Origin of the sequence: Shewanella sp. HL-SH8 (assembly GCF_051165765.1) — a bacterium.
Classification (GTDB): Bacteria; Pseudomonadota; Gammaproteobacteria; order Enterobacterales; family Shewanellaceae; genus Shewanella; species Shewanella glacialimarina.
Genome location: NZ_CP195039.1, coordinates 1516567 through 1529357, shown reverse-complemented (window position 1 = coordinate 1529357; position 12791 = coordinate 1516567). Strand labels below are relative to the sequence as shown.

General features: G+C 42.5%; 9 protein-coding genes. 7 read left to right on the top strand and 2 right to left on the bottom strand.

Annotation, left to right across the window (positions count from 1 at the left end; genetic code table 11):
* Nucleotides 1-18: 18 nt before the first annotated feature.
* Complete coding sequence (oxyR, locus tag ACRWQN_RS06780) at nucleotides 19-939, bottom strand: hydrogen peroxide-inducible genes transcriptional activator OxyR (RefSeq protein WP_434928551.1); 921 nt, start codon at nucleotides 937-939, stop codon at nucleotides 19-21.
* A gap of 165 nt (nucleotides 940-1104) precedes the next feature.
* Complete coding sequence (locus tag ACRWQN_RS06775) at nucleotides 1105-1470, bottom strand: Hpt domain-containing protein (protein WP_434928550.1); 366 nt, start codon at nucleotides 1468-1470, stop codon at nucleotides 1105-1107.
* A gap of 884 nt (nucleotides 1471-2354) precedes the next feature.
* On the opposite strand from ACRWQN_RS06775, the gene gltB reads away from it, so the two are divergent.
* The 7 genes from gltB (at nucleotide 2355) to ACRWQN_RS06740 (ending at nucleotide 12772) form a co-directional block, all read left to right on the top strand.
* Nucleotides 2355-6803, top strand: coding sequence for a glutamate synthase large subunit (gltB, locus tag ACRWQN_RS06770; protein ID WP_434940269.1), 4449 nt, complete (start codon nucleotides 2355-2357; stop codon nucleotides 6801-6803).
* Between the two features lie 5 nt (nucleotides 6804-6808).
* Nucleotides 6809-8215 (top strand): FAD-dependent oxidoreductase, encoded by a 1407-nt coding sequence (locus tag ACRWQN_RS06765; RefSeq protein WP_226410726.1) that lies wholly within the window; start codon nucleotides 6809-6811, stop codon nucleotides 8213-8215.
* Nucleotides 8216-8430: 215 nt separating this feature from the next.
* Nucleotides 8431-9729: an amidohydrolase family protein gene (locus tag ACRWQN_RS06760; protein ID WP_434940268.1), complete on the top strand. Its 1299-nt coding sequence runs from the start codon at nucleotides 8431-8433 to the stop codon at nucleotides 9727-9729.
* Between the two features lie 194 nt (nucleotides 9730-9923).
* Nucleotides 9924-10616: a 5'-methylthioadenosine/adenosylhomocysteine nucleosidase gene (locus tag ACRWQN_RS06755; protein ID WP_226410728.1), complete on the top strand. Its 693-nt coding sequence runs from the start codon at nucleotides 9924-9926 to the stop codon at nucleotides 10614-10616.
* A gap of 51 nt (nucleotides 10617-10667) precedes the next feature.
* Nucleotides 10668-11690 carry a cobalamin biosynthesis protein gene (locus tag ACRWQN_RS06750; RefSeq protein ID WP_434940267.1) on the top strand — a complete coding sequence of 341 codons (1023 nt, stop codon included), beginning with the start codon at nucleotides 10668-10670 and terminating at the stop codon, nucleotides 11688-11690.
* Nucleotides 11691-11759: 69 nt separating this feature from the next.
* Entirely contained in the window at nucleotides 11760-12149 is a 390-nt protein-coding gene (locus ACRWQN_RS06745; protein ID WP_434928546.1) for a DUF2721 domain-containing protein, read from the top strand.
* A complete protein-coding gene (locus ACRWQN_RS06740) occupies nucleotides 12146-12772 on the top strand; it encodes a trimeric intracellular cation channel family protein (RefSeq protein WP_226410731.1) in 627 nt (208 codons plus the stop codon). The genes ACRWQN_RS06745 and ACRWQN_RS06740 overlap by 4 nt, the downstream gene beginning before the upstream one ends.
* Nucleotides 12773-12791 lie beyond the last annotated feature (19 nt).

Genomic DNA, 12791 nt, shown 5'->3' with positions numbered 1-12791 from the left:
CTGCGTTAAATAACAATATTAAGATTTACTCATCGCTTGGGGCATTAATTTTTGCTGCATGGCCAAACCTAAGGTTCTAAAGGTACTTATGCGGCTGGTTGTTTGACGCCATACTAGACCAATTTCACGATATGGGGCATCACCAGGTGGGTCAATCACTTTAAGTTCAGTGTCGTTTAAAATCCCCGCATCAATAGCCATCTGAGGTAAAAAGGTTGTCCCCAGCTTACTGTCCACCATCTGCACTAACGTGTGTAGACTAGTCGCGGCGAAAGGATTGATTTTTGCACTATTACCTAACTGGCAAGCGGTAATAGCATGACCCGTAATACAGTGTTCAGCTTGCAGTAAAAAAATACTTTCATCAGGCATCAATTGGTAATCAATTGGCTGCACCACATCATATGAGAGCTCTCGGTGCATCACCATTTTAAATGGATCGATACCCACTTTCATACTATGAAACCCACTCGTATCCACAGGCAATGCTAGAATCAATAAATCCAATTCTCCCTTAGCTAGCGCGTCTAATAAACGTTCAGTGGTATCTTCTTTCAATAATAGTGACAGCTGTGGATAGTCCTTTTGACAGAGTTTAACGACTCTGCTCAACAAAAATGGCGCAATGGTAGGAATACAGCCCAAACGTATTTCCCCTGTCATCGGGGCGCCTTGGTTTTTAACCAATTCAACCAGGTCATCTACATCGGTCAGAATATTGCGAGCTCGCTCAACAACTTCTTCACCAATAGCGGTGAACATAAAAGATTTATGATCACGTTCAATCAATTGATAACCAAGCTGTTCTTCTAAATTCTGAATACCACTAGACAGTGTCGACTGGCTGACAAAACATATTTTAGCTGCACGATTAAAATTTTGCTCTTGATGTAAGTTAGTCAGGTAATAAAGATTTTTTAAACTCGGAAGACTTTTCATATAATCGATTATATCAAAGGATAGTAATTTGAATAATGAATTAACAATGGCAGAAAAACAAGGTTATCATGATGAACTAGGACACAAAGTTTAAAAAAATCGAAAAAAATACCCCTAAAATGAGGGGTATTTTTCAACAGCGTTCAACAAAAGACTAGAATGGGTTTAAGCTTTAGCTTGTAAAAATAACTTAAGTTGCTGTAAATCGCTTTCAGCATGATCAACTATTTCAGCTAACCAAGTTTTGTGTTCATCAGCCCACTTAGCTTCTTCGCCGTGCTGTAGCAGCTGAGCAAACTGTTGAATACGCTTTAAACCAACAGAACCCGCTGCACCTTTAAACTTATGCGCTTCAGAACACAAGGCCTCTTTATCACCGTCATCGTTAGCTTTAATCAAACAACCAAGATACTCAGGCATCAATTGTTCGAACAACACAACACTTTTCAATAAAGTACCAGCACCGATGGCACTAATGTATTGCTCAAGTGTGTTCAAATCCAAAATTGCATCTAACGGCGTTACGGACATTTAGGGCACCTCTAATTAGTTTAAAATTCTAAGTCTAAGCCTATAAAATTAGCTTTATAATACCCCGTCTTTGCCCCTATGCAAGCTTTGCTAGAGGTTAGCTCCTCAAACCTGTCACAGGCAACATTTTGATAACAATTAAGTAAACAACCTTATCCCATGCTTAAAAAAACATCTTAACAATTCATACTATAATCCCGTTTCTAGATGATTAAAATAGAACAACACACTAGCAGCTAAACAGACATAATATTGTCTGATAAGAGCTTTCACGCCTTTTATTCCTAAGTTATACAGTCCATTTTATCTCTTAACTAGCTGCATTAACTCGACCTTCGAATAACATCGCGCTAAGCATCTAATTAAGCAATTTTAGAAACAAAACTGATCGAAGTATTAAAGTAAATCAAACAGTTGTTTTAGACTTAAATCAAACAAAACCAACTCAACCATTGATAACATCGAGGTTATATTGACTTTGGGTTAATGTTTTAAACAAAAACAGTATATTTTAAATTACTAAAAGTGAATATTTAATCAAAAAAGCGATTGATAATCATTGAGACTGTATTTGAAATAAAATTCACTATTTTTATTTCAAAAACAATTCAAGGCGGTTGTTACCAAAAAGTTACCAAATATAGAGTGGCATTCTAAAATTCTTTTTATTCATAAGGTTATACAGAAAATAACACAGTTTACGTTAACGTAAACCTGATGCAATATTACAGTTATTTAGTAATAAAATTTCACAACCATGCAATAATTGCGTTTGACCTTTGTACAAACTCAGTTTAATTTGAGAGGTTCGGGTGCATATCTATGGAATTTCTTCACATTTACCCCGAGTCGTATCTAGTTAGAGGTTTTAGGGGGTTTTTTGTATGAGCTTATATCATCCCAGTTTCGAGCGGGACAATTGCGGGTTTGGATTGATAGCGCAAATGGATGGCGACGCCAGCCATAGAATCGTGCGCACTGCAATTCATGGACTCGATCGCATGAAACACCGTGGTGGTATTGCAGCCGATGGACGTACAGGTGATGGCTGTGGTCTATTAATGCAAATGCCAACCGAATTTTTTGAAGCAATAGCAGCTGAAAATGACTGGCACTTAAGCCGTAAGTTTGCTGTGGGCATGTTTTTTCTAAGTCAAGATCAGCAAAAAGCTGACGAAGCTAAGTTTATTTTAGAAAAAGAATTACAACGAGAAACATTAAGTGTTGCCGGCTGGCGTAAAGTGCCTGTGAATCCAGATGTACTGGGCGAAATTGGTCGCAACAGTTTACCGCAAATTTACCAGGTACTAATAAATGCACCTGTAGGTTGGCGTGAAAAAGATTTAGAACGCCGCTTGTATATGGCGCGTCGTCGTCTTGAACAACAAATTACCAATGACGATGATTTTTATGTTGCCAGTTTATCGGGTCAAGTCATTGTCTACAAAGGCTTGATGATGCCTGCTGATTTACCGTCATTTTATAGCGATCTTGCCGACATCAGATTAAAAAGCGCGATTTGTTTATTTCACCAGCGCTTTTCAACTAACACCTCGCCTAAGTGGCCTTTAGCACAACCGTTTCGTTATTTAGCCCACAATGGTGAAATTAATACCATTACCGGTAACCGCCAATGGGCCCGTGCACGTGCTTATAAGTTTAATTCACCTTTGTTGCCTGATTTACAACAAGCGGCTCCCTTTGTGAATGAAACCGGTTCTGATTCATCCTCTTTAGATAACATGCTAGAAATGTTGTTATCTGGCGGAATGGATTTATACCGCGCAATGCGTTTGCTTATTCCACCAGCATGGCAGTCAAATCCAGAAATGGATGATGAATTAAAAGCATTTTATGACTTTAACTCTATGCACATGGAGCCATGGGATGGCCCTGCGGGTATCGTAATGACCAATGGTCGTTATGCGGCTTGTGCAGTTGACCGTAATGGCCTACGCCCTTCTCGTTACGTCATCACTAAAGACCGTATTCTTACCTTAGCCTCTGAAGTGGGCATTTGGGATTATGCTGCTGATGAAGTGATTGAAAAAGGCCGTGTAGGCCCAGGTGAATTGCTGGTGCTTGATACCTTAAATGGCCGTTTACATCAGTCATTTGAAATTGATAACGATTTAAAACGTCGCCACCCATACAAAGAATGGATGGCCAAAAACAGTCAAACTCTGATACCAGCAGAAAGTATTGACCCATCAAAACAAGGCTCAAGCCGTTTTGATGCCAAAACCTTATTGCAATATCAAAAGCAATTTGGTTTTACCCGCGAAGAACTTGAACAAGTGATATGGGTATTAGCCAGCAAAGGCGAAGAAGCTATCGGTTCAATGGGTGATGATACTCCTATGGCTGTGTTGTCGAAAAAGTCACGATCATTGTATGATTATTTCCGCCAAAAGTTTGCCCAGGTCACTAACCCACCGATTGATCCATTGCGTGAAAAACACGTTATGTCGCTCGCCACTTGTGTCGGACGTGAACAAAATTTATTCAGCGAAACCACAGGTAATGCTTACCGTGTGATGTTTAACTCGCCCATTTTATTGTTTAGCGATTTTAATCAACTATTGGGATTAGACAGTACTAACTATCGTGCCAATACCGTTGATTTAAACTACGATGCCCATGAAACGCTTAAACAAGCTATTCATCGTATTACCGATGAAGCTGAGCGTTTTGCACGCAGTGGCACCACCTTGTTGATTTTATCTGATCGCGCTGTCGATAAAAACGCCCAGGTGATCCCAGCAGCAATGGCTGTTGGCGCAGTACAGACCCGTTTAGTCGACAAAAGTTTACGTTGTGACACCAACATTATTGTTGAAACGGCGTCAACACGTGATCCGCATCATTTTGCAGTATTAATTGGTTTTGGTGCCACGGCAATTTATCCATACCTAGCCTATGAATCCATTGCGGCGATGGCTAAAAAACACGCCATTGAAGATGTGACATCCTTAATGCTTAACTTCCGTTATGGCATTGAAAAAGGCCTGCGTAAGATCATGTCAAAAATGGGCATCAGTACTGTGGGCTCTTATCGTTGTAGTCAACAATTTGAAGCCGTCGGTCTAGCCATTGATGTGATTGAATTATGCTTTAAAGGCGTGATCAGTCGTATTGAAGGGGCAAGTTTTAGCCATATTGCTGACGATCAAAAAGTACTTCATACCGCGGCATATCGTGCGCATGTCCCCTTGCCACAAGGTGGTTTACTTAAGTATGTCGAGGGTGGCGAATACCACAGCTTCAACCCTGATGTGGTAAACAGCTTACAGGCATCTTTGAAAAATAAAGATTATCCTGCATACAAACAATTTGCCCGATTAGTAGATGAACGTCCTATTGCGACTCTACGTGATTTGATTGGCGTGAAAGGCTCACTAGCCGCAATTGAGTTAGACAAAGTAGAAGATGCAAGTCATTTATTTAGCCGCTTTGATAGCGCGGCTATGAGTATCGGTGCGCTAAGCCCTGAAGCTCATGAAGCGCTTGCTGTGGCAATGAACCGTTTAGGCGGTCGCTCTAACTCTGGTGAAGGTGGTGAAGATGCACGTCGCTTTAACACTGAACGTAACTCTGCCATTAAGCAAGTTGCCTCTGGTCGATTTGGTGTCACCGCGCATTACCTGGTTAACGCAGATGTATTGCAAATCAAGGTTGCTCAAGGGGCAAAACCGGGTGAAGGCGGTCAATTACCGGGCCATAAAGTCAGTGTTGAAATTGCCGGATTACGCCATGCACGTCCTGGTGTCACGCTTATTTCCCCACCACCACACCATGATATCTACTCAATTGAAGATTTAGCCCAGCTGATTTTTGATTTAAAACAAATTAACCCTACCGCTTTGGTCTCAGTAAAGTTAGTTTCTGAGCCTGGTGTTGGCACCATTGCAACCGGTGTGGCTAAAGCCTATGCCGATATGATCACCATTTCAGGCTATGACGGCGGCACAGGCGCAAGCCCGATAACATCAGTGAAGTATGCCGGTTCTCCATGGGAATTAGGCCTAGCTGAGGTTCAACAGTCGTTAGTTGAAAATGGCCTACGCCATAAAATTCGCTTACAAGTTGATGGCGGCCTAAAAACCGGTACCGATGTCATTAAAGCTGCGCTTTTAGGTGCTGAAAGCTTCGGTTTTGGTACCGTGCCTATGATCGCATTAGGCTGTAAATACCTGCGTATTTGTCATCTTAATAACTGCGCCACAGGCATAGCAACTCAGGACAAGAACTTACGTGATAACCATTATCATGGGTTACCTGAGCGTGTGATGACTTACTTTGAATTTGTAGCCGAAGAAGTACGAGAGTGGATGGCCGCACTGGGTGTCAGTCAATTTGAAGACTTAGTCGGTCGTAGCGAATGGTTATATGCCCTTGAAGGCCAGACAGCTAAACAGCAAGGTCTAGATTTATCACCAATTCTGTATAAACCTGTCGTGCCAAGCACTTCATCACTTACATGGAAAGAAATTAATCCGCCGCTAGATATTGGTCAACTTAACCAAACTCTGCTAGCTGATTGCAAAAAAGCCGTTGATGAAGGTGATAGCTATGCCTATCAATATGCCATCAATAACACCGACCGTTCTGTGGGTGCCGCACTGTCGGGTTACATTGCCAAGTTACATGGTGTAGCAGGCACTAAAGAGCCAATATCATTGGGCTTTACTGGCAGCGCAGGTCAAAGCTTTGGGGTATGGAATAGCCCAGGGTTAAACTTGAAACTGTGTGGCGATGCCAATGATTACGTTGGTAAAGGCATGTCGGGTGGCAAGATTGTTATTCACCCGCCGATAGGTAGTCCGTTCCAAAGTGAAAGAAGTGCCATTATTGGCAACACCTGTCTATATGGTGCCACTGGCGGTAAATTATTTGCCGCAGGCCAAGCGGGCGAGCGATTTGCAGTACGTAACTCTGGCGCCATTGCGGTTATAGAAGGCTTAGGTGATAACGGCTGTGAATATATGACCGGCGGTATTGTTGTCGTATTGGGTAAAACCGGGGTGAACTTCGGCGCTGGTATGACAGGTGGCTTTGCTTATGTATTTGATCAATTCGGCCGCTTCAACCGCCGTGTCAATACTGAGTTAGTCGATACCCTGAAAGTTGAATCAACCATTCATCGCCAGCACTTAAGAGGCTTAATCGAAACTCATGTTGCCGAAACGGGCAGTGAGCATGCCCATTTGATTTTAAGTGATTTTGACAATTGGATAGACTGCTTTGTCATGGTTAAACCTAAAAATGTTGCCGTTGCTGATCTATTAAAAATCGAGCAAAAAAGCCCTGAATTAGCTGTTAAGGCGGGATAATAAACATGAGTAATGATTTTCAATTTATCGAAGTGGGTCGTATTGACCCAACCAAGCACGCGGCAGAAAAACGTGCGACTCAGTTTATTGAGATTTATCAGCCGTTCACCCAGCCAGAAGTCAGTGCTCAAGCCGATCGCTGCTTAGACTGTGGTAATCCATATTGTGAATGGAAATGCCCGCTGCATAACTACATCCCTAACTGGCTTGAGCTAGCCAAACAAGGACGCATAATGGAAGCGGCGGATTTGGTGCATGAAACCAACACGCTACCTGAAGTTTGTGGCCGAGTGTGTCCACAGGACCGCTTATGTGAAGGTGCATGTACCTTAAATGATGACTTTGGTGCAGTCACCATAGGCAGCGTAGAAAAATACATTACCGATACCGCGATAGCCCAAGGCTGGCGTCCAGACTTATCCAATGTAACCCCGCGTAAAGAGCGCGTGGCAATTATTGGAGCCGGCCCTGCTGGTCTTGGTTGTGCTGACATTCTTGCCCGTAACGGTGTACAAGCGGTAGTTTATGACAAATACCCTCAAATTGGTGGTTTACTAACCTATGGTATTCCATCATTTAAGTTAGATAAAACAGTTATGGCCACCCGTCGCTCTGTAATGGAAGGTATGGGTATTCAATTTAAATTGAATACCACTATTGGCAAAGATATCAGTTTTCAAAGTTTATTAGACCAATACGATGCGGTCTTCTTAGGCATGGGAACTTACACGGCAATGCCGGCTAAGTTACCTAATGAAGATGCACAGGGTGTATTGCAAGCTTTGCCTTATCTGATTGGCAACACTCACAAAGTGATGGGCACAAGTGACGACAGCACGCCTTATATTAGCCTAGAAGGCAAAAATGTGGTTGTACTAGGCGGTGGTGACACTGCCATGGATTGTGTTCGAACAGCGATAAGACAAGGCGCCAAAAGCGTCACCTGTGCTTATCGTCGTGATGAGGCCAACATGCCAGGGTCTGCACGTGAAGTTCAAAATGCTCGCGAAGAAGGCGTTAAATTCCTTTTTAATCGCCAACCGGTTGCTGTTACAGCTGATAATGGCGTGGTAGTGGGTATTGAATGCGTTGAAACCCAAATGGGTGACGCGGATGCCTCTGGACGTCGTCGTGCAGAAGTGATTACCGGCAGCGAGCAAGTACTAGAAGCTGATGCGGTTATTGTGGCGTTTGGTTTCCAGGCCAGCCCTGCGGCTTGGTTTGATGATTTTGGAATCGAAACCAATGAATGGGGATTAGTTAAAGCGAAAAAATCTGATGCCAATCCATTCCAAACCACTAACCCAAAAGTGTTCGCTGGTGGCGACATGGTCAGAGGGTCCGACTTAGTGGTTACCGCTATTGCCGAAGGGCGTGATGCTGCATTAGGCATTTTAAACTTTATTGACTAAACAAAAGAGTTTACTTGTGAATTTGCACACCTTCTGGTGTGCTTTTTTTTGTCTATTGATAACTCATCTCCTTTTTTGGAAATCATAAAATCGACAAACCCTGTTACAAACTCACCTACCAACCAGCTACTTATTGATAACAACCCTTCTTAAACATAGCGTATGATAAATTCCAATCCTTTGAATCTGATATAACAATAAAGGAGCCATACCTAATGGCCTTACTAAAATCGACTTCACTTAAATCAACCATAAATAACGCCCTACTTCTCGCTTTAGGTTTATCTGTTTCAAGTGCTGTTTTAGCACAGGATACGCTTATTATTGCCGATGCCTATGTTGATGTAGCCAAAGGTAAAACTGTTAAAGATGTGGCGATTATTGTCACTGACAATCAAATCAGTAAAGTCACTAAACAAGCTGATATCACCAATCAGCAGGATTACACCGTCATTGATTTAAGCGGTAAAACCTTAGTGCCAGGAGTAATGGACATGCATGTGCATTTATCTGGTGATGCTGATGATAACTTTCTCGAAGCTCAAAATGATTCCGTGCCCCGTCAAACAGTAAAAGCAGTTAAAAATGCCCAAAAAACCTTGATGGCAGGCTTTACCACTGTGCGAGACTTAGGTGCTTCGGGTTACTCAGTCATTGCTACACGTGACGGTATTAACGCCGGCGATATTATCGGACCGCGCATTTGGGCGGTAGGTCACGCCATTAGCGTGACCGGAGGCCATTGCGACGACAACTTTTCTGCCCCAGAAAAACAGTCAAAAGCACAGGGCGTAGCCGATGGTCCATGGGCAGTGCGTGCAAAAGTGCGCGAAAACATCAAGTACGGCGCTAATGCAATTAAAATATGTGCCACTGGCGGCGTATTCTCAAAAGGGACACAAGTCGGTATTCAGCAATTAAGCGATGAAGAAATTAAAGCCGCTGTAGATGAAGCCCATATGCAAGGCATGGTCATTGCGGCACACGCCCATGGAACGAGTGGCATCAAAGCGTCAATCAAAGCGGGAATTGATAGTATTGAGCATTGCAGCTTTATGGATGCTGAAGCGATTAAGATGGCTATTGATGCTGGCACTTACTTATCCTGCGATATTTACAATACCGAGTATACCTTAGCATTTGGTGAGGCTAATGGTGTACCAGAAGCGAATATCAATAAAGAAAAGCAGGTTTCACAAGCGCAGCGTGATAGTTTCAGAAAAGCCGTCAAAGCCGGCGCTAAAATGGTATTTGGCTCTGATGCAGCCATTTATCCCCATGGTGATAATGGCAAACAGTTTTCGCGTATGGTGACGTTTGGTATGACGCCCATCCAAGCATTGCAAGCCGCGACCATCAATAGTGCCGCGTTATTAAAACAACAAAACTTGGGTCAAATTAAAGCAGGCTTTTTAGCCGATATTATTGCGGTTGATGGTGATCCCCTTGAAAACATCAGCCTGATGGAAAACGTCAGCTTTGTGATGAAAGACGGTATTGTTTATAAAAAATAGTCCGAGGATAGCTGGCTATATCAACAACCAGACAAACTGTGGCTATAGCCGCAGTTTGTCGTTTTATCGTTTTATCGTTTTATCGTTTTATCGTTTTATCGTTTTATATTAGATTGAGTTTTTCACAAAGCACACTTCTGCATGGTATATTATTGGCCTAATAAATTTGCATAAAACTGTTTAAGGTCACCCCCATGAAAATCGGTATTATCGGCGCTATGGAGCCCGAAGTCGTTCATCTTGTCCAAGCTATTCATTCTCCTGTGCATACCACCATTGCCGGTATTGAGTTTATAAGTGGTAAAATTGCAGATAAAGACGTGGTTGTTACCCGCTCAGGCATTGGCAAAGTAGCCGCAAGTATTGCGACAACGTTACTGATTGAAAAATTTTCAGTCAGTCATGTAGTTAACACCGGCTCTGCGGGCGGATTTGTTGATGACTTAGCCATTGGTGATATTGTTATATCATCTGAAGTGCGTCACCACGATGTTGATGTCACCGCATTTGGTTATGAAATTGGCCAAATGGCACAGCAACCTGCGGCATTCATTCCAAATGCTGAATTAGTCAAAGCGGCACAACAAGCAGTTTCATCTCTCGGTGAGGTTAAAGCTATTGAAGGGTTAATTTGTACAGGCGACAGCTTTATTTGCGATCCAGAGCGCACTAAAATCATGCGTGCTAACTTCCCAACAATGGCCGCTTGTGAAATGGAAGGCGCTGCTATTGCACAGGTTTGTCACCAATTTAACACCCCGTTTGTGATCATTCGCTCGCTGTCTGACAATGCTAATAATGACTCACCTGTCGATTTTGACTCGTACATCATTAAAGCAGGCCATCATTCGGCTATGATGGTCATGGCACTGCTGCAACAATTGTAATGTCACAACAAGGTTAACCCTTAACGGTATGAGTTTGCGAAGGATACCAATATGAACAATCTACTTTTGCAAAATGAGCTCATACAAAGCTGCTTAGTGCTTATAGCGGCCATTGCAGCGGCGCAACTTGCGCCACTGCCCAAACACTGGCAACCCTTATTATGGTTTAGGTTATTAGCGAGCCAATTAGCGGCAAAGGTGAATCACCCAAAACGCTCGGCATCGCAGCAAATGACGGCAGGAATATTAGCGACTTTATTGCTGGTCATTCCCATCACAACAATCGCAACCTTTTTTCTTGAGCTTGCAGCCTATGGTTGGTTTTTTGATTTTCTGATATTGTATGTTTGCATCAGCGATTACCAATTTACTCATCAAGCAAAGCGCATTCAAACAGCGCTTGAAAAAAATAACAATGCCTCCGCCAAGGTCATACTAGCGCCATGGGTCAGTCAAAGTACCAAACGGCTATCCAGCATGGGGTTATGTAAAACCACTATTGAAAAAACACTGAGTGCGCCTATTTATGGCAGTATTGCCAGTGTGATATTTTTTGCTATAGGTGGCTCAACTATGGTTATCGCTGCGCATCTACTTAAACAATTAGAGCTGTGCTGGCCGCCTTATCAGCCTAAGTTTATTAACTTTTCTAGTTTTGTCGGCCAATTTAATCGGCTATTGTTTTTTATCCCTAGATTATTGTGGCAATTTTCATTAGCCATACAGTTTGGTCAGCTCGGCGCTAAAAGCATTGCTATTACCGACAAGGTCACTCAAGGGCTAAATAATGATTTCAGTGTGATACACCTAGGCGCTAATTTACTGAAAGTTGAGCTTGGCGGACCGCAACAATTTATAATACAGCCATCGGCTTCTAAAACACTCAGTTATACAAAAGGGGTTGCTGTTGAAAACGCTTTTGAAAAAGTGAATTTAACCAAGATTTTAGCAGGACCTTTACCCCACTATCAGCATATTCATATTGCGATCAAGGCGGCTCAAAATGGTAAGTTTTTCTTTTTAGCATTAGCTATTTTATTGCCTTTGTTATGGGCATTGCTGCAAAATATGTAAATCGTTAGCCAAAAGCGGTATCATCCGCGGCTGCTTGTTTTATATATCCTCGTTTATAGGAAAGTGACCTTGTTCGATAATTTACATGTTTCATTAACGACTCCGGCCTTATTGTTTCCGGCAATTTCGTTACTTTTGCTGGCGTATACCAATCGTTTTTTTGCACTAGCGGCGCTCATCCGTCAGCTAAGCGAACGAGGTAAACCTGTCAATGACGAACAAATCAAAAACCTCAAGCAGCGTATTAATCTGATCCGTAAAATGCAAGAAGCGGGCGTCAGCAGTTTTGCTTTGTGCGTCTTATGCATGATTTTTTTGTATACCGGATTTAATCAAATCGGCTCAGTTATTTTCGGATTAAGCCTACTCTTGTTACTTTACTCGTTGATTTTATCAGTGATTGAAATTCGTATTTCGGTTGATGCACTTAACATTCACTTAAAAGAGTTAAGTAAATGATCCAGTGGATTTACTTTTTTGATCTCTGCGGGACAGCTGTATTTGCCCTATCTGGGGCCTTAGCTGCAGGCAAGCATCGTATGGATCCTTTCGGCGTAACGGTATTAGCCTCAGTAACCGCAATTGGCGGCGGCAGTATACGTGACGCATTATTGGGTTCTACACCGGTTTTTTGGATTACCGATCCCAATTACATCATAGTGATTTTAGCCACTGTGGTTGCTTGTTTGATTTTGGTCCGCAAACCCCATAAATTACCCAACATTACGCTACCTGTTGCTGATGCCCTAGGCTTAGCACTTTTTACCGTTATTGGTGCTCAAAAAGCTCTATTACTGGGTCATTCAGGCATGATTGCAGTAGTAATGGGATTAATAACTGGCGTTGGTGGTGGCATTATTCGTGATGTACTATGTCGACAAGTTCCCATGGTATTACGGACAGAAATTTATGCTACCGCCTCTATTATTGGCGGTATCTGTTATACCTTGAGCTTACTGTCAGGAATAGATAGTATGACCTCGATGTTTTTAGCCATGGCTAGCACGCTTATCATTAGATTAAGTGCAATCCGCTGGCATCTTTCCTTACCAGCATTCGATTTAAAAACAAAGAGACCTTGATGTGCGTTTAATTAGCCTA